Source organism: Streptomyces sp. WZ-12, assembly GCF_028898845.1.
Lineage (GTDB): Bacteria > Actinomycetota > Actinomycetes > Streptomycetales > Streptomycetaceae > Streptomyces.
The window spans coordinates 3,077,463-3,100,257 of record NZ_CP118574.1 but is presented as its reverse complement, the minus strand read 5'-3'; the positions used below and the strand labels follow the sequence as shown (position 1 = coordinate 3,100,257).

Here is a 22,795-nt window from a genome sequence, read left to right as displayed (position 1 = left end):
TCGTAGAATCAGCGCACCATGGTTTACCTCGACCACGCCGCTACCACTCCGATGCTCCCGGAGGCGGTGCAGGCGATGACCGCCCAGTTGACCGTCACCGGCAACGCGTCCTCGCTGCACGCCGCCGGCCGGCGGGCCCGGCGCACCGTCGAGGAGGCGCGGGAATCGCTCGCCGCCTCCTTGGGCGCGCGCCCCAGTGAAGTCGTCTTCACGGCGGGCGGCACGGAGGCCGACAACCTCGCGGTCAAGGGCCTGTACTGGTCCCGCCGGGCGGCCGACCCGGCCCGCACCCGGGTCCTGGCCAGTCCCGTCGAACACCACGCCGTCCTGGACGCCGTCGAGTGGCTCGGCGAGCACGAGGGCGCCACGGTCGACTGGCTGCCGGTCGACCCGTACGGCCGGGTGTCCGCCGAGGCGCTGCGGGAGGCCATCGCCCGCAACCCCGACGACGTCGCGCTGGCCACCGTCATGTGGGCCAACAACGAGATCGGCACCGTCCAGCCGGTCCGCGAACTGGCCGAGGTGGCGCGGGAGTTCGAGGTCCCGCTACACGCCGACGCGGTGCAGGCGGTGGGCCAGTTGGAGGTCGACTTCGCCGCCTCCGGGCTCGCCGCGATGACCGTCTCCGGCCACAAGATCGGCGGCCCGTACGGGATCGGCGCGCTGCTGCTGCGCCGGGAGCACGCCCCCGTGCCGGTGCTGCACGGCGGCGGGCAGGAGCGGCACGTCCGCTCCGGCACCCTCGACACCCCCGCCATCGCCGCGTTCGCCGCGGCCGGTCGGCACGCGGTGGCGCACCGGGAGGAGTTCGCCCGTGAGATCGGCGCGCTCCGCGACGACCTGATCAAGGCGGTCCGGGCGGCCGCGCCCGACGCCATCCTGGGTGGTGACCCGGACCCGGCCGGCCGCCTCCCGGCCAACGCCCACTTCACCTTCCCCGGCTGTGAGGGCGACTCCCTGCTGCTCCTCCTGGACGCCCAGGGCATCGCCTGCTCCACCGGATCGGCCTGCACCGCCGGCGTCGCCCAGCCCAGCCACGTCCTGCTGGCGACCGGAATGCCCCAGGACCTCGCCCGCGGCACCCTCCGCTTCTCCCTGGGCCACACCTCCACCGCCGCGGACGTGGCGGCCCTGGCCGAGATCATCGGCCCGGTGGTGGAGCGAGCTCGGGGGGCGGGCCTCAGCTAGGCGCTGCGCTGGGCTTGCTGCCCACGTGGTTGGCTGTCCCGCCGCGCGGGTTGCTGTCTTTTGCGCCTTGCGGCGCGGGCCGGTCCGCTGCGCGGGGCGAGCCGATGTGTCCGCTGCCGGTCCGCTTGCGCGGGGCGAGCCGAGTTGTCTGGTCCGCTGCCGGTCCGCTTGCGCGGGGCGGGTGGGGTTGTGGTCCGCTGCGCGGGGCTGTTGGGTTGCGGTGACGGGCCTGCGGGGCGGGCATGCCAGACTGCTTCGCTTTACGTCTGGCACACCCACCCCTCCGGCCCGTCCCCTCCCGTTGGAGGGTGGGAAAAAACGGTGGGTGCCACGTCCGCCCGGTGGGTCAACTCGGGTCGTTGGGTTGAGTGGTGACCGTCAGAGGACGAGTACGCGTGAGCGGTGATCGTAAGAAGGCGCATGAGCTTGCGCGGTGACCGTCAGAGGACCACTCAGGATCAGCTCCATCCCAGAGAAATCCACCCCTCAACGGGAGGGGACGGGCCGGAGGGGGCGGTGTGCCAGACGTAAAGCGAAGCAGTCTGGCACACCGCCCCCGCAGGCCCGTCACCGCAACCCAACAGCCCCGCGCAGCGGACCAGACAACTCGACCCGCCCCGCGCAAGCGGACCGGCAGCGGACACATCGGCTCGCCCCGCGCAGCGGATCGGCCCGCGCCGCAGGCGCAAAAGACAGGAACCCGCGCGGCGGGAAAGCCGACAACGTGGGCCGCAAGCCAAACGCAGCGGACCGTCTACCCTTGAAGGGCTATGACTGATGCCGCCGCCCCCCGCCGCCTCCGCGTCCTCGCCGCCATGTCCGGCGGTGTGGACTCCGCCGTCGCCGCGGCCCGCGCCGCCGAGGCGGGCCACGACGTCACCGGCGTCCACCTCGCGCTCTCCGAGAATCCCAAGTCGTTCCGCACGGGCGCCCGCGGCTGTTGCACCATCGAGGACTCCCACGACGCCCGCCGCGCCGCCGACGTGATCGGCATCCCGTTCTACGTCTGGGATCTGGCCGAGCGCTTCCGCGAGGACGTGGTCGAGGACTTCATCGCCGAGTACGAGGCCGGCCGCACGCCGAACCCCTGCCTCCGCTGCAACGAGAAGATCAAGTTCGCCGCGCTGTTGGACAAGGCGCTCGCCCTCGGCTTCGACGCGGTGTGCACCGGCCACTACGCCAAGGTGCTCCTGCGCGAGGACGGTTCCCGCGAGCTGCACCGCGCCGCCGACATGGCCAAGGACCAGTCCTACGTCCTCGGCGTGCTCGACGACCGCCAGTTGGCGCATGCCATGTTCCCGCTCGGTGACACCCCCACCACCAAGGCCGAGATCCGCGAAGAGGCCGCCCGCCGCGGCCTGTTCGTCGCCAAGAAGCCCGACAGCCACGACATCTGCTTCATCGCCGACGGCGACACCCAGGGCTTCCTGGCCAAGCGGCTGGGCGCCGCGGAGGGCGACATCGTCGACGAGTCCGGGGCCAAGCTGGGCACGCACGAGGGCGCGTACGGCTTCACCATCGGCCAGCGCAAGGGCCTGCGCATCGGCACCCCGGCCGCCGACGGCAAGCCCCGCTACGTCCTCGACATCTCGCCGGTGGACAACACCGTCACCGTCGGCCCGGCCGCCGCCCTGGACGTGACCGCGCTCACCGCGATCCGCCCCCGCTGGTGCGGCCGCCCGCCGGAGGCCGGCGAGGCCGTCTACACCGCCCAGCTCCGCGCCCACGGCGGCGAGACCGAGGTGCGGGCCGAGGTGGTCGACGGCACCGAGCTGCGGGTCTCCTTCACCGAGCCGGTCCGTGGCGTCGCGCCCGGCCAGGCGATCGTGCTCTACGACGGCACGCGGGTGGTCGGTTCGGCGACGATCGCCACCACCACGCGGCGCAGCACCGCCGCCGCGGGCGCCCCGCGGCAGCAGGCCGGCTGACCCGACCGCCGCCGGGACCATCGGGACCACCGGAACCGGCTGCACCCGCGGGGCCGCGGGAGCCGTAGACCCCGCGCGACCCGTACGCCCCACGCACCCCACGGGCCGGTCACCGCCACCAGCCCGGGTGCCACCCCTGACAAATGTCACGGCCAAGTCGGGACAGTTGGAACTGCCGGCCGGACCCCGCGGTGCCCGAGGCTTGGGGTGTCCGGCACGGCGCCGCAGTCGCCGTGCACCGCCCAACTCGGGGGAGTCCGTGGTGAGTCACCAACCGTCCGCCGGCAGTCAGCTCGTCAAGACCATGGCACCGCTGGTCCTGGACCTCGGTATTCCGCTGGCGTCGTACTACGTCCTCAAGAACGCCTTCGACCTCGGCGACGTCGCCGCGCTGGCCTGGAGCAGCGTCGTCCCGGCGCTGCGCACCGTCTGGAGCCTGGTCCGGGAGCGGACCGTCAACGGCCTCGCGCTGCTGATACTCCTGGTCAACGTGGTGGGGCTGGCGACGAGCACGATGACCGGCGATCCGCGGCTGATGATGGCCAAGGACAGCGGCGTCAGCAGCGTGATCGGGCTCGCGGTGCTGTTCTCGGTGTGGCGGGGGCGGCCGTTGATGACGGCGGGGCTCAAGCCGTGGGTGACCAAGGGCAGTTCGCAAGGGGTGGCCGCATGGGACCGGCTCATGGCGCGCGGGGCGCGGTTCCGGCGGCTGGAGCGGCGGTTCTCGGTCATATGGGGGAGCACGCTGCTGGTCGAGTGCGCGGTCAAGGCCGCCGGCGCCTATCTCCTCCCGGTGCACACCATGGTGTGGTTGGGCACGGTGTTGACGGTGGTGGCGCTGCTGTTCGCCATGGTGGTCGCCGGCGGTGCCGCCGCCGAGCCGATGGAGCGGATGGTGAGGGCGGAGGCCGCGGGCGGCGCGGGCGCCGCGGCGGACGCCGGGAAGGACGCGGTCGCCCAGGTGGCCGGCGTCTGATGCGGAGCAGCGCGGGGGAGTTGGGGAAATCGCGTGAGGATCGGCGTGCCGAGCACCCCGCCCTCGATCCGGCGGGCAGCGGCGCATAAGGTCGGCGATGCGACGGGACATCCAAGCCCGCGTCGACGGTTCAACGGCGATCCGGACGGCACGCGGCTTTCGTCGGCCACGAAGGGAACGGAAGTCATGTCGACTGTTCAACCTGAGGTCACGCCCGGCGGTCTCACCGCCGAGCTGGCGTCCCTGCACGCCGAGCTGATCCGCCGGAATCCCGGTGAGGCGGAGTTCCACCAGGCGGCCCTGGAGGTCCTGGAGACCCTGGCGCCGGTGCTGACGGCCCGCCCCGAGTTCGCGGACGCCAAGGTCCTGGAGCGGCTGGTCGAGCCGGAGCGGCAGATCATGTTCCGGGTGCCCTGGCAGGACGACGCGGGCCGGATCCGGGTCAACCGCGGTTTCCGGGTGGAGTTCAACGGCGCGCTCGGCCCGTACAAGGGCGGCCTGCGCTTCCACTCGTCCGTCAACCTCGGCATCGTGAAGTTCCTCGGCTTCGAGCAGATCTTCAAGAACGCACTGACCGGGCTGAACATCGGCGGCGGCAAGGGCGGCAGCGACTTCGACCCGCACGGCAAGTCGGACGCCGAAGTGATGCGCTTCTGCCAGTCCTTCATGACCGAGCTGCACCGCCACCTCGGCGAGCACACCGACGTACCGGCCGGTGACATCGGCGTCGGCGGCCGGGAGATCGGCTACCTCTTCGGCCAGTACCGCCGGATCACCAACCGCTGGGAGGCCGGCGTCCTCACCGGCAAGGGCCTGGAGTGGGGCGGCTCCAAGGCCCGTACGGAGGCCACCGGTTACGGCAACGTGCTCTTCACCGAGGAGATGCTCAAGCGGCGCGGCGAGGAGCTGGACGGCCAGCAGGTCGTCGTCTCCGGGTCCGGCAACGTCGCGATCTACACCATCGAGAAGGCCCAGGCGCTCGGCGCCAATGTGCTGACCGTCTCGGACTCCGGCGGTTACGTCGTCGACGAGAAGGGCATCGACCTGGCGCTGCTCAAGCAGATCAAGGAGGTCGAGCGGGGCCGGGTCGCCGACTACGTCGAGCGGCGCGGCGGTTCGGCCCGGTACGTCCCCGGCGGACGTGTCTGGGACGTCGCCTGCGACGTGGCGCTGCCGTCGGCCACCCAGAACGAGCTCGACGCGGACGCCGCCCGCGTCCTGATCCAGGGCGGCGTCAAGGCGGTCTCCGAGGGCGCCAACATGCCCACCACCCCCGAGGCGGTGGCGCTGTTGAAGGAGGCCGGGGTGGCCTTCGGCCCGGGCAAGGCGGCCAACGCCGGCGGCGTGGCGACCAGCGCGCTGGAGATGCGGCAGAACTCCGGCCGCGAGACCTGGTCGTTCGAGCGCGCGGAGGGCGAACTCGCCGCCATCATGCGGGGGATCCACGACGTCTGCTTCCAGACCGCCGAGCGCTTCGGGCTGCCCGGTGACTACGTGGCGGGCGCCAACATCGCCGGCTTCGAGCGGGTCGCGGACGCGATGCTGGACCAGGGCCTGATCTGACGGCCGCGCCGGGCCCGGTGGTGAGCGCGCCGCACCGCCGGGCCCGGCGTGCTCCCGCGCGCCCGTGGGGTGCCCGCCGGGTGCCCGTAGGGTGAGCGGCATGAATATCTGCGTCTTCTGCTCCGCCGCCGACCTCGATGACCGTTATGTCAAGCCTGCCCGGAAGTTCGCCGAATTGATCGGTCAGGGCGGTCACGCCCTGGTATGGGGTGGTTCGGACACCGGGCTGATGAAGGTCATGGCGGACGGTGTCCAGGAGGCCGGCGGCAAACTCCTCGGCGTCTCCGTGGAGTTCCTGGCGCACAAGGCGCGCACCAACGCGGACGAGATGGTCGTCACCAAGGACCTCGCCGAGCGCAAGGCGCAGCTGCTGGCGCGCGCCGACGCCGTGGTCGTCATGGTGGGCGGCACCGGCACGCTCGACGAGGCGACCGAGATCCTGGAGCTGCGCAAGCACGGGATGCACGGCAAGCCGGTGGTGCTGCTGAACACCGCCGGGTTCTACGACGGCCTCAGGAGCCAGTTCGAGCGGATGGCGGCCGAGGGCTTCCTGCCGATCCCGCTGACCGAGCTGGTCTTCTTCGCCGAGGACGGCGCGGGCGCGCTGGCCTACCTGGAAGAACAGGTCAGCATCGAGGGCTGACCCGGCCCCGCGTCCCCCGGAAGGGCACGCCGTAGGATCGTCCCCATGGGTACGCACTTGATCACAGGCGCCGGTTCGGGCATCGGAGCGGCGGTCGCGCGGCGGCTGGCCGAGCGCGGCGAGGAGCTGTGGCTGCTGGCGCGGGACGCCGGTCGCGCCAAGGAACTGGCCGAGCGGTTCCCGGGCGCCCGCACCCTCGTCGGCGACCTCGCCAACCCCGAGAAGCTGGACTGGGCCTTCGGGCAGCAGGCGCTGCCGGAGCGGCTCGACTCGCTCCAGCACATCGCGGGCGTCATCGAGCTGGGCGCGGTCGGCGACCTGCCGGCCAAGGCGTGGCAGCGGCAGCTCGCCGTCAACCTCGTCGCGCCCGCGGAGATCACCCGCCTGCTGCTGCCGCTGGTGCGGGTGGCCCGCGGCGACGTGGTCTTCGTCAACTCCGGCGCCGGGCTGGCCGCGAACGCCAACTGGGGCGGCTACGCGGCGAGCAAGCACGGCCTGAAGGCGCTGGCCGACTCGCTGCGCGCCGAGGAGCACGACAACGGCGTGCGGGTCACCTCGGTCTACCCGGGGCGCACCGCCACGCCCATGCAGGAGTCCACCCACCAGCAGGAGGGCATGGACTACGACGCGTCCCGGTGGATCGACCCGGAGTCGGTGGCCACGGCCATCCTCACCGCGATCGACCTCCCGCGGGACGCGGAGCTCAAGGACGTGGTGGTCCGCCCCGGCCGCTGACCGCAGCCCGGCCCCCGGCTCCCGGGGGCCGCACCGGTCGTCCGGCCGCCCCTCGCCCCCGTGCACCGCACGGGGGCGACGTACGCTTCGGGGGTGACCACGTCGAGGCCGAGCACCGAAGCGAAGAACACCGCCGCGGCCGGGTGCGGGTTCCGGGAGATCCGGGGCCTCGTCACCGAGCTGAGCCGCCGCATGGACGCCCACCAGCGCAGCCGGATCGCGGAGTTGGACCTGACGCCGACCCAGGCGAAGGCGCTGGAGGAACTGGGCGAGCCGAGGACCGCGCGCGAGTTGGCCGCGGTGCTGTGCTGTGAGCCGCCCAACGTCACCTATGTCATCTCCAAGTTGGAGAAGCAGGGGATGGTGGTCCGCCGACCGCACCCCGCGGACGGGCGGGCCAAGCAACTGGTGCTGACCGAGGCCGGCCGGGAGCTGCGGTTGGACCTGCTGCGCCGGATGGGCACCGGGTCGCCGTTGGACCACCTCTCCTACGAGGAGCGCAGCGCGCTCCGCGACGAACTCCTCAGGGCGCTGGGCCGGACCGCGCCCTAGCGCGCCGATCCGACCGCCCCTCCCCACAGGCCCCCGGGTGCAACCCGGGGGCCTGTGGCGTGAGTTGGTGCCGCTGGTTCCCGGGGTCGTCGGCTCGGTGCCGGGGCTTGGTATCGCTTCAGTAAAGTTATAGCTGTAACTATCGCTCGCGATGGATAGCTACAGCTATAACTAATTCCATGATCACAGAGACCGCCGCGCCGCGCCGTACGGCGAGCACCCCGACCCGCCCTGCGCCCGCCCGCGGCGGCGTCCAACTCGTCGTCCTGGCCCTCGGGTTCGTGATGGCGAGCCTGGACACCGGCATCATGAACGTCGCCGCGCACGACCTCCGGGACCGGCTCGGGCTGACCATGTCCGGCCTCACCTGGGTCGTCGACGGCTATGTCCTCGCCTTCGCCGCGCTGCTGCTGCTCGCCGGCTCGCTGGCCAAGCGGTACGGCGCCCGCCGGATCTACCTCATCGGGCTGGCCGTCTTCACCGCCGCGTCCCTGCTCGGCGCCGCCGCACCGAGCGGCACCGCCCTCACGGCGGCCCGCTTCGCCCAAGGGGCCGGCGCCGCGCTCTTCATGCCCAGCTCCCTGTCGCTGCTGATGAACGCCTTCCCGGAGCCGGCGCGCCGGGCGAAGGTGCTCGGCATCTGGTCCGCGATCGTCTCCACCTCCGTCGCCCTGGCGCCCACCCTCGGCGGCCTGTTGGTGGGCACCCTGGGCTGGCGCAGCATCTTCCTGGTCAACCTCCCCATCGGGATCGCCGGGCTGCTGCTGACCCGCCGGGTCGTCGCGCCGACCCCGGGCAGCGGTGCCCCGCTCGGCGGCGCCGGCCACGTCCTGGGCCTGCTCGCCCTCGGTGCGCTCAGCTACGCCCTCATCGAGGGGCCCGCCGCCGGCTGGACCGCGCCCGGCGTGCTGCTCGCGGCCGCCCTCGCGGTGCTCGCGGCCGCCGCGTTCGTGCTCCGCGAGCGCACCGCCCGCACCCCCGTCCTGCCGGTCGTGCTCTTCGCCGACAGTCGCTTCAGCGCCGCCAACGCGGTCGGCTTCCTCTTCAACTTCGCCTTCTACGGCGCCCTGTTCGTCCTCGGCCTGTTCCTCCAGACCGGGCGCGGCGCGAGCGCGGTGACGGCCGGCCTGGCGATGCTCCCGGCCGTCCTGGTCATCCCGGTCGGCAACGTCCTCTACACCCGGATCGCCCCGCGCACCGGCAACCGGGCCGCGCTCACCACCTCCCTGGCGCTCTCCGCCGCCAGTTACCTCCTGCTCTTCCTGGTGCTCTCCCCGGCCCTCCCGTACGGGACGATCGCGGCGGTGCTGGCCGTCGCCAACCTCGCCAGCGGCATCGCCTCCCCGGCGATGACCGGCGTGCTGATGGAGGCCGCCGGCCGCACGCACGCCGACATCGGCAGCGCCACCCTCAACGCCAACCGCCAGGTCGGCTCGCTGGTCGGCATCGCCGGCATGGGCGCCGTGCTCACCGGCGCGGGCGACGCCCACCAAGGGACCGGCCACGCCTTCGCGTTGACCGCGCTGGCCCTGGCGGTCGCCGCGGCGGTGAGCTGGCTGGGCCTGCGCGCACGGGGCTGACCTGCGGGCGGCCGGCGGTGGGCCGGGCGGAGCCGGCGGCCCCCGCCCGGCCCACCGCCGCATACCCTTCCGGGGTGAGCGAGAACAGCAGGCACAAGTGGACCGCGGGCGCGGCCACCGGCATCGGGTCGATGCCGGGCGGTGACGCGCGCGAAGCGGCGAAGACCGTCACCGGGTCACTGGAGGACTTCCCCCATCTGCCCGAGCTCCCCGCTCGGGGGCCCGGCGCCGACATGATCGGGCGCACCCTCGGCATGCTCGTCGAGCTCTACGCCCATGTGGAGCCCAGCGGTTGGCGGATCAGCGACCGGCCCGGCCGCGACACCCGCCGGGCCCGCTCCTGGCTCGGCGAGGACCTGGACGCCCTGGAGGAGTTCACCCAGGGATACACCGGCCCGCTGAAGGTCTCCGCGGTCGGTCCCTGGACGCTGGCCGCCAGCCTGGAACTGCGCAACGGCGAGGCGGCGGTCGGCGACCCCGGCGCCTGCCGGGACCTCGTCGCCTCCCTCACCGAGGGGCTGCGCGGCCACCTCGCGGAGGTCCGGCGCCGGGTGCCGGGCGCCGACCCCGTCCTCCAACTCGATGAGCCGTCGCTGACCGCGGTGCTCCGGGGACGGATCAAGACCGCCAGCGGCTACCGCACCCACCCGGCGGTGGACCGGGCGGTCGTCGAGGGCGCGCTGCGCGACCTCGTGGCGGCGGCCGACGGCGCGCCCGTCGTCGTCCACTCCTGCGCCCCCGAGGTGCCGTTCGCGCTGCTGCGGCGGGCCGGTGCCGCGGGCGTCTCGTTCGACGCCGGGCTGCTCACCGAGCGTGAGGACGAGGTGCTGGGCGAGGCGGTCGAGGGCGGTACCGCGCTGTTCGCGGGCGTGGTGCCGGGCGTGGACGGCCCATTGTCAGACCCTGCCGGTAGCGTCATGGGTGTCCGGACGCTGTGGCGCAGGCTGGGGCTGGCGCCGGGGCTCCTCGCGGAGTCCGTGGTGGTCACCCCGTCGTGCGGCCTGGCGGGCGCCTCGCCCGCCTACGCCCGCGCGGTCCTCGCCCACTGCGTCCGGGCGGCGAGATCACTCGCAGACAACCCAGAGTGACCGCTTGACGATCAGGACACGGGAGGACAAGACGGTGGCTGGCGAACAGCACGCAACGGCATCGGAGGTGCCGGCCGCGGCACGGGAGAAGCACGCCCGGCTCGCTGAGGAGATCGAGGAGCACCGCTTTCGCTACTACGTGAAGGACGCCCCGGTCGTCAGCGACGCGGAGTTCGACAAGCTGCTGCGCTCCCTTGAGGCCCTGGAGGCGGAGCACCCCCAGCTGCGCACCCCGGACTCCCCGACCCAGAAGGTCGCCGGCTCCTACGCCACGGAGTTCACCGAGGTCGCCCACCGCGAGCGGATGCTCTCGCTGGACAACGCCTTCGACGACGAGGAGTTGTCGGCCTGGGCCGACCGGATCGCCACCGAGCTCGGCGGCGACGCCAAGAGCGCCGGCTACCACTTCCTGTGCGAGCTCAAGGTGGACGGCCTCGCGGTCAACCTCACCTACGAGCACGGCCGGCTCACCCGCGCCGCCACCCGCGGCGACGGCCGCACCGGCGAGGACATCACGCCCAACGTCCGCACCATCGCCGAGATCCCGCACCGCCTGGCCGGCGACGAGGTCCCCGACCTCGTCGAGATCCGCGGCGAGGTCTACTTCCCGATGGAGAAGTTCCTCGAACTCAACGAGCGCCTGGTGGCCGACGGCAAGCCCCCGTTCGCCAACCCCCGTAACGCCGCGGCCGGTTCGCTCCGCCAGAAGGATCCCAAGGTCACCGCCACCCGCCCGCTGCACATGGTGGTGCACGGCCTCGGCGCCCGCGACGGACTGGAGATCGCCCGCCTCTCCGAGGCGTACGACCTTCTCAAGGCATGGGGCCTGCCCACCGCCTCGCACAACCGCGCCGTCCAATCCCTCGCCGCCGTACGGGAGTTCATCGCCCACTACGGTGACCCGGAGACCCGCCGCACCGCCGTCGAGCACGAGATCGACGGCGTGGTGGTCAAGCTGGACGAGATCCCGCTCCAGGGCCGGCTGGGCGCCACCTCGCGCGCCCCGCGCTGGGCGATCGCCTGGAAGTACCCGCCGGAGGAGGTCAACACCAAGCTGGTCGACATCCGCGTCGGCGTCGGCCGCACCGGCCGGGTCACCCCGTACGCCGTCGTCGAGCCGGTCACCGTCGCCGGCTCCGAGGTGGAGTTCGCCACCCTGCACAACCAGGACGTGGTCAAGGCCAAGGGCGTCCTCATCGGCGACACCATCGTCATCCGCAAGGCGGGCGACGTGATCCCCGAGATCCTCGGCCCGGTCGTGGATCTCCGGGACGGCACCGAGCGGGAGTTCGTGATGCCGGCCGAGTGCCCCGAGTGCGAGGCGCCGCTCCAGCCGGCCAAGGAGGGCGACATCGACCTGCGGTGTCCCAACGCCCGGTCCTGCCCCGCCCAGATCCGCGAGCGGCTGTTCTACCTCGCCGGCCGCAAGTGCCTGGACATCGAGAACTTCGGCTATGTCGCCGCCACCGCGCTGAGCCAGCCGTTGGAGCCCGCCGAGCCGCCGCTGCACGACGAGGGCGGCCTCTTCGACCTCGCCGTCGAGGAGCTGCTGCCCATCAAGTCCCATGTCCTCGACCCGGATACGGGCCTGCCCAAGCGCGACCCGAAGACCGGCGAGGAGAAGGTCGTCACCTTCTTCGCCAACCAGAAGGGCGAGCCGAAGAAGAACACCCTCGCCATGTTGGAGAACATCCAGGCCGCCAAGTCCCGCCCGCTGGCCCGGATCCTGACCGGTCTCTCGATCCGCCACGTCGGCCCGGTGGCCGCCCAGGCACTGGCCCGGGAGTTCCGCTCCATCGACCGCATCCGGGACGCCAGCGAGGAGGAACTGGCGGCCGTGGACGGCGTCGGCGGCACCATCGCGGCCTCCCTCAAGCAGTGGTTCGCGGTGGACTGGCACCAGGAGATCATCGAGCGCTGGCGGGCCGCGGGTGTCCGAATGGAGGAGGAGCAGACGGGTGAGGCGGGCCCGCGGCCATTGGAAGGCGTCACCGTCGTCGTAACGGGCACACTTCAGTCACACACCAGAGATGGCGCGAAAGAAGCGCTGCAGGCTCTCGGTGCAAAGGTGACCGGATCCGTTTCCAAGAAGACCGGATTCGTGGTGGTGGGCGACAACCCCGGTTCGAAGTACGACAAAGCCATGCAGTTGAAGGTCCCCGTGTTGGACGATGATGGCTTCGCTGTGCTGCTGGAGCAGGGTCCTGAGGCAGCACGAGCGGTAGCTGTCACTCCGCCTGAGGAGGAGTGAGGTGTCACCCCATCGGCGCATACCAGATTGATCCGGGAGGCCGGGTCGCATTCGGGCAACCGCTGCGGATCGCTGCCCGTGTTGGCCTTCCGCGGCCTACTGTTGACGTGTGCGCCTGCCGTGGCGCGGGCACCGCCGGCTGTGAGAGGGATCGGAATGAAACCGACCGACAGCGCCGCTCCGGCGTCGCGGCTCCGCCGGCTCGTGGTGCCCGCGCTGCCCGCGGCCATCGTCATGGCGGCGAGCGTGGCGCTCGCCGCCGGTGTGCTGCACACTCTCGGCGGCGGCGAGCCGCTGTTCCCCGTAGGTGCCGTCGGCTGGGCGCTGGCGATGCTGACCGGCGTCCTCGTCGGCCACTTGGTCGCCCTCGGCCGCGACCGCTGGTGGGGCGGCACCGGCTCCGGGGCGGCCCTCGCCCTCGCCGTACTCCTCCTGTACGGCTGGGTGCCGGCCGTCCTGGTCAGCCTCTCCGTCGTGACCCTGGTCGGCGCCGCCCGGCGGCAGCGCTGGCGACAGGCCGTGGTCCACGGGGCCGCTGACGTTCTCGGCATCGGCGCCGCGGCGCTCGGCCTGGCCGCCTGTGGGGTGGCCCCCGACGTCCGTCGGCCCTGGGCGCCCGTCGCCTGGGACCTCACCGTCCTGCCCCAGGTGATCGTGATGGCGGGGGCCTATCTCCTCGTCAGCCGGGGGCTGTTGTGGGTCAGCCGGCTGCCGCTCGGCGGCGGTCTGCCGGCCATCTCCCGCACGGCGCTGGTGCGTCAGGCGCTGGTCGGCCTCGCGCTGCTCGGTATCGCCCCGTTGATCGCGGTGTGCGCGGTGGGCGCCCCGCTCCTCCTCCCGCTGTTCGCGGTCCCGTTGATCGCGCTGGACTCCACGCTGTGGATAGCCCGGGCCCGTGCCGAGGAGCAGTTGCGCGACCCGCTCACCGGCCTGCCCAACCGCCAGTGGCTGCTGGAGCGCACCTGGACGGCCCTGGACGAGGCCGAGCGGGCCAGCACCCGCGTCGCCCTCGTCCTGATCGACCTCGACCGCTTCCGTTCGGTCAACGACACCCTCGGACACCTCGCCGGCGACCGGCTGTTGCTCCAGATCGCCGACCGGCTGCGGCACGCCCTGCCCCGCGGCGCGGAGGCCGCCCGGCTCGGCGGCGACGAGTTCGCCGTCCTGCTGCCGGCCACCGACTCCCTCACCAGCTCCCAACGGGTGGCCCGCAACCTCGTCGCCGCCCTCAGCTCCCCGCTGGACCTCGACGGACTGACCCTCGTGCTCGAAGCCAGCGCGGGGGTCGCGGTCTATCCCGAACACGCCCTGGACGCCGAGGGGTTGCTGCGCCGCGCCGACGTGGCGATGTACCAGGCCAAGCGGGACCGCAGCGGCGTCGAGCTCTACGAGGCCAAGCGGGACGGCAACACCCCGGACCGGCTGGGCCTGTTGGGCGATCTGCGCCGCGCCCTGGACGCCGGCGACGTCGAACTCCACTACCAGCCCAAGGTCCGCTTCGACGGCCAGGTCTCGGGCTTGGAGGCGCTGGTCCGCTGGGTCCATCCGGACCGCGGCCGGGTGCCACCGGACGAGTTCATCGCCATCGCCGAGTCCTCCGGCCTGATGCCGCGGTTGACCGAGTACGTCCTGGAGACCGCGCTCGCCCAGGTGGCGCGCTGGCGGGCGATGGGCCTGGAGGTGCCGGTCGCGGTGAACGTCTCACCGCGCGACGTGCACTCCCCGGGCTTCGCCGGCGCGGTCGCGGCCCGCCTCGCCCGACATCGCGTTCCACCCGGAGCCCTCCAACTGGAAATAACCGAACACGTCCTCCTGGAGGACCCGCAGCGAGCCGCCGACACCCTCGCCGGGCTCACCGCCCACGGCGTGAAGATGTCCCTGGACGACTTCGGCACCGGGTACAGCTCCCTGGTCCACCTGCGACGCCTCCCGGTCAGCGAGCTCAAGATCGACCGCTCCTTCGTGGCCCGGCTGGCCGTCGACACCGAGGACGCCGAGATCGTCCGCTGCACCCTCGACCTCGCCCACTCGCTGGGCCTCCTGGTCGTCGCCGAGGGCGTCGAGGACGACGAGACCTGGGAACGCCTGCGGGACCTCGGCTGTGACGCCGTACAAGGCTGGCTGGTGGCGGCCGCGATGCCACCGGACGAGACCACGGCCTGGCTGAGGGCCCGCGGTGAGCACGGGTGGCACCGTGCGTCGGAGACGTCCGCCCTGGCGGCGGAGAAGGCAGCCGAGCGCCCTTCGGGACAGGTCCTCAACTGACCCGGCCACCGGCCGTCCCGTATCCCCGCTCCGACACCAACACCCAGGCCCCGCCACCGGATTCGACGCCGACGCCCGGCTCGACGCCGACGCCGGACCCGACACCCGGAGCGATGCCGTCGACATCCGGACCTTCGGCATCCGCACCCTCGCCATCGGAGGAGTCCGCATCGGACGAGTCAGCGCCGGAGGAGACCGCATCGGAGGAGTCCGCATCGGTCGAAGCCGCTCCCCACGGGCCGGCGCCGAACGAGCCGGCCCAGAAGCCGGACGAGTCCGTACCGGATGAGCCCGTACCGGACGAGTCCGTACCGCGTGACTCCGCGCCGCATGACTCCGTAGCGGACGAGATTGTTCCGGATGAGCGGGAGAAGAGGGGAGAGGCGGAAGCGGGGGAGGGGAGGGAAGCGGTTGGGGACGAGGCGTTGGACGGGGCCGTGCCGTCGGATCGGCCTGATGAGTCGGAGGGGTCCGCGCTCCGCGGGGCCGTGCGGCGCGATGGCGCGGGGCATGGTTTTGGGCGCCGTCGGTCCTTAAGGGGCCGCTCGGCGGGGGCGGGTGAGCCGTCGGCGTCGGGCGGCCCGGCGGAGGGCGGCGAAGCCGTCGGCCGGCCCAGGACAAACGATCCGGCAGCCGGTCCGGAGGGGCCGGAGTGAGTCGCTCCGGGGCGGGGTGAGCCTGTCCGCGGCGGCCCGTGGGGGCCGCCGCGGGCACTCGTCGGGGCCCCCGTAGGCGCCCGAAGCGAAAGCGTTTCGCGGCAGCGTTCTCCTACGCCATAGGATTGGGCCGGAATACTCCGCCGGAGAATTCGCCCAGAAATCTCCTTCCGGACACTCCGCCCAGAACACTCCGCCGAAAACCCAGAGGATCGCTGCATGCCTGGCATCACGCGCGAGGAGGTCGCCCACCTCGCCCGGCTGGCACGTCTGGAGCTGAAGGCCGAAGAGCTCGACCACTTCGCCGGACAGCTCGACGACATCATCGGCGCGGTCGCCCGCGTCTCCGAGGTCGCCGATCAAGACGTACCGCCGACCTCCCACCCGCTGCCGCTGACGAACGTGATGCGGCCGGACGAGGTCCGTCCGTCGCTCACCTCGGAGCAGGCGCTCTCCGGCGCCCCCGCTCAGGAGCAGCAGCGTTTCAAGGTGCCGCAGATCCTGGGGGAGGAGTGACCACCATGACAGACCTGATCAAGCTCACCGCCGCCGAGACCGCGGCGAAGATCGCCGCCGGTGAGATCACCGCCGTCGAGGTGACCGAGGCGCACCTGGCCCGCATCGAGGCCGTCGACGAGAAGGTGCACGCCTTCTTGCACGTGGACCGCGAGGGCGCGCTGGCCCAGGCCCGCGCCGTCGACGAGAAGCGCGCCCGTGGCGAGAAGCTGGGCCCGCTGGCCGGTGTCCCGCTCGCGCTGAAGGACATCTTCACCACCGAGGGCGTTCCCACCACGGTCGGCTCGAAGATCCTCGAAGGCTGGCTCCCGCCCTACGACGCGACGCTGACCAAGAAGCTCAAGGCCGCCGACGTCGTCATCATCGGCAAGACCAACATGGACGAGTTCGCCATGGGGTCATCCACGGAGAACAGCGCCTACGGGCCGACCGGCAACCCCTGGGACCTCACCAAGATCCCCGGCGGCTCCGGCGGCGGCTCCTCCGCCGCCCTGGCCTCCTTCCAGGCCCCGCTCGCCATCGGCACGGACACCGGCGGCTCGATCCGCCAGCCCGCCGCCGTCACCGGCACCGTCGGCGTCAAGCCCACCTACGGCGGCGTCTCCCGCTACGGCATGGTGGCCTTCTCCAGCTCCCTGGACCAGGGCGGCCCGTGCGCCCGCACGGTGTTGGACACCGCGCTGCTGCACGAGGTCATCGCCGGCCACGACCCGCTGGACTCCACCTCCATCGACGCCCCGGTCCCGCCGGTCGTCGAGGCGGCCCGCAACGGCAGCGTGGACGGCATGCGGATCGGCGTCGTCAAGCAGTTCCGCGGCGAGGGCTACCAGCCCGGCGTGCTCCAGCGCTTCGACGAGTCGGTCGCGCTCCTCAAGGAGCTGGGCGCCGAGATCGTCGAGTTGGACTGCCCGTCCTTCGACCTGGCGCTGGCCGCTTACTACCTGATCGCGCCCTCGGAGTGCTCCTCCAACCTCGCCCGCTTCGACGCCATGCGCTACGGCCTGCGGGTCGGCGACGACGGCACGAAGTCCGCCGAGGAGGTCACCGCACTGACCCGCGAGGCCGGCTTCGGCCCCGAGGTCAAGCGCCGCATCATGCTCGGCACCTACGCGCTCAGCTCCGGCTACTACGACGCGTACTACGGCAGCGCCCAGAAGGTCCGCACCCTCATCACCCGGGACTTCGAGCGGGCCTTCGAGCAGGTCGACGTGATCATCTCGCCGACCACGCCGACCACCGCGTTCCCGATCGGTGAGCGCACCGACGACCCGATGGCGATGTACCTCGCCGACGTCTGCACCATCCCCGCCAACCTCGCGGGCAACGCCGCGATGTCGCTGCCCTGCGGCCTGGCGCCGGAGGACGGCCTGCCGGTGGGTCTGCAGATCATCGCGCCCGCGATGGCCGACGATCGGCTGTACAAGGTGGGCGCCGCCGTCGAGTCCGCGCTCACCGAGAAGTGGGGCCACTCCCTGCTGGAGGAGGCACCGGCCCTGTGAACGTCGAAGGGGGCACCACCCAGGCCATTCGGGCGCTGGGGGACAACGAGGACATGCCGAAGGAGATTGCCGTGAGCGGAAAGCTGGCCAAGGCCAAGAACTTCAAGAAGTCCAAGCCCGGCACCTACCTGTCCATCGGCACCACGCTGTTCGGCGCGGTGAGCGTCGTCAAGCAGGCGAAGAAGGCCAAGGGGGAGCACGACACGCTCCAGCTGATCGACGCCGCCATCTCCGCCGCCGCCATCGTCACCGGGGTCGCCCTGCTCGTCCGCGAACTGCGCCGTCTCAACGACGACGACGTCCTCGCGGGCTGACCGGCGCCGGACCTGAGAGGTTAGTTTCACCGTGACTGTCACCGAACTGGTGCCGTACGAGGACGCGTTGGCCACCTACGACCCCGTGATGGGGCTGGAGGTGCACGTCGAGCTCGGCACCAAGACCAAGATGTTCTGCGGGTGTTCCACCACCCTGGGCGCCGAGCCCAACTCGCAGACCTGCCCCACCTGCCTGGGTCTGCCCGGCTCGCTCCCGGTCGTCAACGCGATCGGCGTCGAGTCCGCGATCAAGATCGGCCTGGCGCTGAACTGCTCGATCGCCGAGTGGTGCCGCTTCGCCCGGAAGAACTACTTCTATCCGGACATGCCGAAGAACTTCCAGACGTCGCAGTACGACGAACCCATCGCCTTCGACGGGTACTTGGACGTTCAGCTGGAGGACGGCGAGATCTTCCGCGTCCACATCGAGCGCGCCCACATGGAGGAGGACACCGGCAAGTCCACCCACGTCGGCGGCGCCACCGGCCGGATCCACGGCGCGCGGCACTCGCTGCTGGACTACAACCGCGCCGGCATCCCGCTCATCGAGATCGTCACCAAGCCCATCGAGGGCGCGGGCGAGCGGGCCCCCGAGGTCGCCAAGGCGTACGTCGCCGAACTGCGCGAGCTCATCAAGGCGTTGGGCGTCTCCGAGGCCCGCATGGAGATGGGCCAGATGCGCTGCGACGTGAACCTCTCGCTGCGCCCCAAGGGCGTCGAGAAGTTCGGCACCCGCTCCGAGACCAAGAACGTCAACTCGCTGCGCTCCGTGGAGCGGGCCGCCCGGTTCGAGATCCAGCGGCACGCCGCGGTGCTCTCCGCCGGCGGCACGATCATCCAGGAGACCCGGCACTTCCACGAGGACGACGGCTCCACCACCTCGGGCCGGGTCAAGGAGGAGGCGGAGGACTACCGCTACTTCCCCGAGCCGGACCTGGTGCCGGTGGCCCCGTCCCGCGAGTGGGTCGAGGAACTGCGGGCCGACCTGCCCGAGTTGCCGCGGGTGCGCCGCAATCGGCTGCGCGAGGAGTGGGGCGTTACCGCCTTCGACATGCAGTCGATCCTCAACGCCGGTGCGGTCGACCTGATCGTCGCCACCACCGAGGCCGGTGCGGACGCCGCCGCGGCCCGGAAGTGGTGGATGGGCGAGCTGGCCCGCCGCGCCAACGAGGACGGCGTGGAGCTCGGCGCGCTGCCGATCACCCCGGAGCAGGTCGCCCGGGTCGCCGCGCTGGTCGCCGACGGCTCGCTCAACGACAAGCTGGCCCGGCAGACCATCGAGGGCGTGCTGGCCGGCGAGGGTGACCCGGACACCGTCGTCGAGAAGCGCGGCCTGAAGGTCGTTTCCGACGAGGGCGCGCTGGGCACCGCGGTGGACGAGGCGATCGCCGCCAACGCCGCCATCGCCGACAAGATCCGCGGCGGCAAGGTGGCCGCGGCCGGTGCCCTGGTCGGTGCGGTCATGAAGGCCACCCGCGGTCAGGCGGACGCCGCCCGGGTCCGTGAGCTGATCCTGGAGAAGCTGGGCGTCGAGGGCTGAGCCCCTGCCCTTGCCGGTACCTGGCGCGCGAAGCGGCCGTCCCTCCTCGGAGGGGCGGCCGCTTCGTCGTACCGGGGCCGTGCCGGTGCCGTGCCGGGCGTCCGTACCCCTCCCGGGTGAATTTTCGATCTTCTGTCGCGGTGGTGGAATGCCGCGCCGCCGGCCGGTGCTGTCACGGGAAAGGGCCGGGTTGTTACCGGAGAAGGATCAACGACGGATCAACGTCGGTCACGGGTCGCGACGGGGGCAACGCCCGCCGGAGAGCGGAGGAGTGAGCAATGGCGCAGCAGGGGACGGCCGCACCGGGGGGCCGGGAGGTCGCGGCGCGGATCGGTCGGGTCGGGATCTGGCAGGGCGGGCTGGGCCGGGTATCGGCCGCGGTGGCGCGGGAGTTCGCGACCGACGTCGAGCGGCTGGGCTACGGAGCGCTGTGGTTCGGTGAGGCGCAGGCCACCAAGGAGGCGTTCGCGCATGCCGGGTTGTTGCTGGCCGCCACCGAGCGGCTGACGATCGCCACCGGCATCGCCAACATCTGGGTCCGCGACGCCACGGCGATGAACGGCGGCGCACACACCCTCGCCGAGGCGTACGAGGGCCGGTTCCTGCTGGGGCTGGGCGCCAGCCACGCCCCGCAGGTCGACACGCGGGGCCACACCTACGCCAAGCCGCTCGCCGCGATGCGCGCGTATCTGGCGGCGATGGACGAGTCCGGCTACGAGGGCCCGATACCCGAGGCGCCCGCCCGGGTGCTCGCCGCGCTCGGCCCGAAGATGCTGGAGCTGGCCGCCGAGCGGGCCGCCGGCGCGCACCCGTACTTCGTCACGCCCGAGCACACCGCCCGGGCCCGCGAGGTGCTGGGCGCCACTCCGCTGCTCGCCCCCGAGCAGGCCGTCCTGTTGGAGACCGACCCGGCGAAGGCCCGCGCCCTGATCCGCGCCGAGCACCTCGGCCTTTACCTCACGCTCCCCAACTACACCAACAGCCTGCGCCGGTTGGGCTTCGAGGACGACGACTTCGCGGGCGGCGGCAGCGACCGGCTGGTCGACGCGCTGGTGGCCTGGGGCGACGCGGACGCCATCCGGCGGCGGGTGCAGGAGCACCACGACGCCGGCGCCGACCACGTCGCGCTCCAGCCGATCGCCGCCGAGCGCGGCCTGGGCATCGACCAACTGCGCGAACTGGCCCCGGCGTTGCTGGCCGGATGACGAGATGACGGGATGACCGGTTGGCTGGTGGAGCGGCTGACGGGGTGAGGGGGTGAGCGGGCCGTGGTCGGCGGGCCGGTGCGGGGCCGGGACCGCGGGCGCGGCCGTCGGTCAGTGACCGAGGCGGGCCAGGGCCGCGTCGGGGTAACGCCCGCCGGCCACCGCTCCGTCGGGCACCGCGGTTCGGAGCCGGTCCGCCTGCTCCGGGCTGAGCGCCAGGTCGGCCGCGGCCGCGTTCTCCTCCAGGTAGGCGCGGCGCTTGGTGCCGGGGATCGGCACGATGTCCTCGCCCTGGGCGAGCAGCCAGGCGAGGACGGCCTGCGCCGGGGTGCAGCCCAGGGACTCGGCGGCGGTGCGCAGCGCCCGCACCAGCGCCAGATTGCGCTCGATGTTCTCGTCCGCGAACCGCGGCCACCGGCGCCGGGCGTCGTCGGCGGTGAGGTCCGCGCGGGAGGCCAGCGTGCCGGTCAGCATCCCGCGCCCGAGCGGCGAGTACGCGACGACCCCGATGCCCAACTCCCGGCACGTCGCCAGCATTTCGCCCTCCAGCACGTCGCGCGTGAAGAGCGAGTGCTCCAACTGCACGGCGCTGATGGGGTGGACGGCGTGCGCCCGGCGCAGCGTCTGCGGGTTCACCTCGCTGAGGCCGAGGTGGCGCACGGAGCCCTCGGCGACGAGCTCCGCCAGGGCGCCGACCGTCTCCTCGATGGGGACGGCCGGGTCGCGGCGGTGCAGGTAGTAGAGGTCGATCCGGTCCGTTCCCAGGCGGCGCAGCGAGGCGTGGCACGCCTCCCGCACCCACCGGGCCGAGGTGTCGACCGCGTTCACCCGTCCCGTGGCCGGGTCGTGCCGCAGCCCGAACTTGGTCGCGACCACCAGCCCGTCCCGCACGGAGGCCGGCCGGCTGCCCAACCACCGCCCGAGGAACTCCTCGTTGGCGCCCCGCCCGTACGCGTCCGCGGTGTCGAGCAGGGTCACCCCGAGCTCGACCGCCCGATCGAGGGTGCGGACGGACTCCTCGTCGTCCCGCACCCCGTACGAGATCGACATTCCCATGCAGCCCAGCCCGAGCGCGGAGACGAGCGGCCCGGTGGCGCCTAGTTGGCGTTGTTTCATGGGTGGGTGGTGGTGTCGGTGGTGACGTCCGTGATGAACGCGCCCCAGGCGGCGGCCGGGAGGGTGAGCACCGGCCCGTCGGGATTCTTGGAGTCGCGGATGTGGATGGTGGTGGGGGAGGCGGCTACTTCGAGGCAGTTGCCGCCCGCACTTCCGCTGTAGGTGGACTTGCGCCAAGCGAAGGCGGCTTCCAGGCAGTTGCCGCCTTCGTCGCCGCTGTAGCTGGACTTGAACCAGGCCAGGTCGCTCATGCTGCTCCCGCCAGTTGATCAAGCAGGCTGATGCTGTCTTCTGGTGTCAGTGCCTGCGATCGCAGCATCCCATACTTCTGTTGGAGCAGGCTTACCTCATCTGGTTCGTCCACAAGGCAGCTCACTCGCTGGCCTTCGATGTAAGCCAGTTGACCGTGATCGGGTGTCTCCAGAAGGACGAGTGGCCCATTGAGCCCCGCGTGCCTCTTGCGCCCCGTGGGCATGACCTGAAGCCCGATGAACGGCAACTCCGCGCACTCCCGTAGATGTTGGATCTGCTGCCGCAGTACCTCCTCGCCGCCGATCGGGCGACGCAGGATCACCTCCTCCAGGATGAAGTTCAGGATCGGCGGCGGGTCCCGTTGGAGGAGTTGCTGACGATCGAGTCGGGCGGTGAGGCGCTCGGCGGTGTCGGCTTCCCTTATGGGCGGGAAGAGGCACGAGAAGACGGCCTGTGCGTAGGCCGGCGTCTGGAGGAGACCAGGCACGACGTGGTTCTCGTACGAGAGCAGGGAGATCGCCTCCGCCTCATACTCGACGAAGTCCTGCACGAAGGCCGGAAAGCGCTCCTTGTTGGGCACTTTCCTGACCGCGACCGCCAACGCCCCCTTCGTGTCGAGGACTTCGTCGAACGCCTCGGCCAGGTCGATCTTGAGCGCTCTGCGGCCCTGCTCGATCGAGCCGATGGTGTCCTCGTGGACGCCCACCGCCTCGGCCAGGGCCGGTTGTGTCATCCCGGCCGCCCTGCGGAAGTGGCTCAACTGGGCGCCGATCACATGCCAGGACGTGATCCGCTTCGGTTTGTTCGGCTGGTGCATGCCGCTTGCCTTCCCCCCGTCGTGACCTGCTGATGCGGCGAGAAGTCGTACATCGCATCTGTACGACATCACGCTGTGGTCCAGCGTAATCACGACCAGTGACATTGGGTG

19 protein-coding genes are annotated in these 22,795 nt (G+C 72.0%); 16 read left to right on the top strand and 3 right to left on the bottom strand.

The genetic code is table 11. The annotated features are described in order from the left end of the window. The first annotated feature begins 18 nt into the window (after positions 1-18). The 16 genes from PV796_RS12900 to PV796_RS12825 all read left to right on the top strand — a co-directional run bounded on the left by PV796_RS12900 (position 19) and on the right by PV796_RS12825 (position 20,499). The gene (locus PV796_RS12900) at positions 19-1,188 is read left to right on the top strand and encodes a cysteine desulfurase family protein (protein ID WP_274913139.1); all 1,170 of its coding nucleotides are present in this window, start codon (positions 19-21) and stop codon (positions 1,186-1,188) included. Positions 1,189-1,958: 770 nt separating this feature from the next. After that, positions 1,959-3,116 (top strand): tRNA 2-thiouridine(34) synthase MnmA, encoded by a 1,158-nt coding sequence (gene mnmA / locus PV796_RS12895; RefSeq protein ID WP_274913137.1) that lies wholly within the window; start codon positions 1,959-1,961, stop codon positions 3,114-3,116. Positions 3,117-3,420: 304 nt separating this feature from the next. Continuing rightward, on the top strand, positions 3,421-4,092 hold the full coding sequence (locus PV796_RS12890) for a VC0807 family protein (RefSeq protein ID WP_376566959.1): 672 nt from the start codon (positions 3,421-3,423) through the stop codon (positions 4,090-4,092). A 186-nt stretch (positions 4,093-4,278) separates the two neighbouring features. Beyond that, a complete protein-coding gene (gdhA, locus tag PV796_RS12885; RefSeq protein WP_274913134.1) occupies positions 4,279-5,655 on the top strand; it encodes an NADP-specific glutamate dehydrogenase in 1,377 nt (458 codons plus the stop codon). A gap of 100 nt (positions 5,656-5,755) precedes the next feature. Beyond that, positions 5,756-6,298, top strand: coding sequence for an LOG family protein (locus tag PV796_RS12880; protein ID WP_274913133.1), 543 nt, complete (start codon positions 5,756-5,758; stop codon positions 6,296-6,298). A gap of 45 nt (positions 6,299-6,343) precedes the next feature. Further along, positions 6,344-7,033 (top strand): SDR family oxidoreductase, encoded by a 690-nt coding sequence (locus tag PV796_RS12875; protein WP_274913132.1) that lies wholly within the window; start codon positions 6,344-6,346, stop codon positions 7,031-7,033. Between the two features lie 93 nt (positions 7,034-7,126). After that, positions 7,127-7,585, top strand: coding sequence for a MarR family winged helix-turn-helix transcriptional regulator (locus PV796_RS12870; protein WP_274913131.1), 459 nt, complete (start codon positions 7,127-7,129; stop codon positions 7,583-7,585). A gap of 179 nt (positions 7,586-7,764) precedes the next feature. Then, on the top strand, positions 7,765-9,165 hold the full coding sequence (locus PV796_RS12865; RefSeq protein ID WP_274913129.1) for an MFS transporter: 1,401 nt from the start codon (positions 7,765-7,767) through the stop codon (positions 9,163-9,165). A gap of 74 nt (positions 9,166-9,239) precedes the next feature. Then, a complete protein-coding gene (locus PV796_RS12860) occupies positions 9,240-10,253 on the top strand; it encodes a methionine synthase (RefSeq protein ID WP_274913127.1) in 1,014 nt (337 codons plus the stop codon). Between the two features lie 34 nt (positions 10,254-10,287). Further along, positions 10,288-12,504, top strand: a complete 2,217-nt coding sequence (gene ligA / locus PV796_RS12855; RefSeq protein WP_274918992.1) for an NAD-dependent DNA ligase LigA — start codon at positions 10,288-10,290, stop codon at positions 12,502-12,504. A gap of 156 nt (positions 12,505-12,660) precedes the next feature. Then, positions 12,661-14,769, top strand: coding sequence for a putative bifunctional diguanylate cyclase/phosphodiesterase (locus tag PV796_RS12850; protein ID WP_274913125.1), 2,109 nt, complete (start codon positions 12,661-12,663; stop codon positions 14,767-14,769). Positions 14,770-15,644: 875 nt separating this feature from the next. Beyond that, entirely contained in the window at positions 15,645-15,941 is a 297-nt protein-coding gene (gene gatC / locus PV796_RS12845) for an Asp-tRNA(Asn)/Glu-tRNA(Gln) amidotransferase subunit GatC (RefSeq protein WP_274913123.1), read from the top strand. A gap of 5 nt (positions 15,942-15,946) precedes the next feature. After that, entirely contained in the window at positions 15,947-17,440 is a 1,494-nt protein-coding gene (gatA, locus tag PV796_RS12840) for an Asp-tRNA(Asn)/Glu-tRNA(Gln) amidotransferase subunit GatA (RefSeq protein ID WP_274913121.1), read from the top strand. A 71-nt stretch (positions 17,441-17,511) separates the two neighbouring features. Next, a complete protein-coding gene (locus tag PV796_RS12835; protein ID WP_274918991.1) occupies positions 17,512-17,754 on the top strand; it encodes a hypothetical protein in 243 nt (80 codons plus the stop codon). Positions 17,755-17,785: 31 nt separating this feature from the next. Then, positions 17,786-19,294 (top strand): Asp-tRNA(Asn)/Glu-tRNA(Gln) amidotransferase subunit GatB, encoded by a 1,509-nt coding sequence (gene gatB / locus PV796_RS12830; protein WP_274913119.1) that lies wholly within the window; start codon positions 17,786-17,788, stop codon positions 19,292-19,294. Between the two features lie 278 nt (positions 19,295-19,572). Beyond that, positions 19,573-20,499 carry an LLM class F420-dependent oxidoreductase gene (locus tag PV796_RS12825; RefSeq protein WP_274913118.1) on the top strand — a complete coding sequence of 309 codons (927 nt, stop codon included), beginning with the start codon at positions 19,573-19,575 and terminating at the stop codon, positions 20,497-20,499. A 111-nt stretch (positions 20,500-20,610) separates the two neighbouring features. Here the strand turns inward: PV796_RS12825 and PV796_RS12820 are convergent, their stop codons facing one another. The 3 genes from PV796_RS12820 to PV796_RS12810 are packed head-to-tail and all read right to left on the bottom strand — an operon-like array spanning position 20,611 to position 22,684. Then, positions 20,611-21,615 carry an aldo/keto reductase gene (locus PV796_RS12820; protein WP_274913117.1) on the bottom strand — a complete coding sequence of 335 codons (1,005 nt, stop codon included), beginning with the start codon at positions 21,613-21,615 and terminating at the stop codon, positions 20,611-20,613. Further along, the gene (locus PV796_RS12815; protein WP_274913116.1) at positions 21,612-21,866 is read right to left on the bottom strand and encodes a DUF397 domain-containing protein; all 255 of its coding nucleotides are present in this window, start codon (positions 21,864-21,866) and stop codon (positions 21,612-21,614) included. The genes PV796_RS12820 and PV796_RS12815 overlap by 4 nt, the downstream gene beginning before the upstream one ends. Next, positions 21,863-22,684, bottom strand: coding sequence for a helix-turn-helix domain-containing protein (locus tag PV796_RS12810; RefSeq protein ID WP_274913115.1), 822 nt, complete (start codon positions 22,682-22,684; stop codon positions 21,863-21,865). The genes PV796_RS12815 and PV796_RS12810 overlap by 4 nt, the downstream gene beginning before the upstream one ends. Between the last annotated feature and the right edge of the window lie 111 nt (positions 22,685-22,795).

Bases quoted from the DNA above. Each gene is read 5' to 3' on its own strand.
- PV796_RS12810 (WP_274913115.1), bottom strand. From the start codon at position 22,684: ATGCACCAGCCGAACAAACCGAAGCGGATCACGTCCTGGCATGTGATC.
- PV796_RS12900 (WP_274913139.1), top strand. From the start codon at position 19: ATGGTTTACCTCGACCACGCCGCTACCACTCCGATGCTCCCGGAGGCG.
- mnmA (WP_274913137.1), top strand. From the start codon at position 1,959: ATGACTGATGCCGCCGCCCCCCGCCGCCTCCGCGTCCTCGCCGCCATG.
- PV796_RS12815 (WP_274913116.1), bottom strand. From the start codon at position 21,866: ATGAGCGACCTGGCCTGGTTCAAGTCCAGCTACAGCGGCGACGAAGGC.
- gdhA (WP_274913134.1), top strand. From the start codon at position 4,279: ATGTCGACTGTTCAACCTGAGGTCACGCCCGGCGGTCTCACCGCCGAG.
- gatC (WP_274913123.1), top strand. From the start codon at position 15,645: ATGCCTGGCATCACGCGCGAGGAGGTCGCCCACCTCGCCCGGCTGGCA.
- PV796_RS12825 (WP_274913118.1), top strand. From the start codon at position 19,573: ATGGCGCAGCAGGGGACGGCCGCACCGGGGGGCCGGGAGGTCGCGGCG.
- PV796_RS12850 (WP_274913125.1), top strand. From the start codon at position 12,661: ATGAAACCGACCGACAGCGCCGCTCCGGCGTCGCGGCTCCGCCGGCTC.
- gatA (WP_274913121.1), top strand. From the start codon at position 15,947: ATGACAGACCTGATCAAGCTCACCGCCGCCGAGACCGCGGCGAAGATC.
- PV796_RS12865 (WP_274913129.1), top strand. From the start codon at position 7,765: ATGATCACAGAGACCGCCGCGCCGCGCCGTACGGCGAGCACCCCGACC.
- PV796_RS12890 (WP_376566959.1), top strand. From the start codon at position 3,421: ATGGCACCGCTGGTCCTGGACCTCGGTATTCCGCTGGCGTCGTACTAC.
- PV796_RS12875 (WP_274913132.1), top strand. From the start codon at position 6,344: ATGGGTACGCACTTGATCACAGGCGCCGGTTCGGGCATCGGAGCGGCG.
- PV796_RS12820 (WP_274913117.1), bottom strand. From the start codon at position 21,615: ATGAAACAACGCCAACTAGGCGCCACCGGGCCGCTCGTCTCCGCGCTC.
- PV796_RS12880 (WP_274913133.1), top strand. From the start codon at position 5,756: ATGAATATCTGCGTCTTCTGCTCCGCCGCCGACCTCGATGACCGTTAT.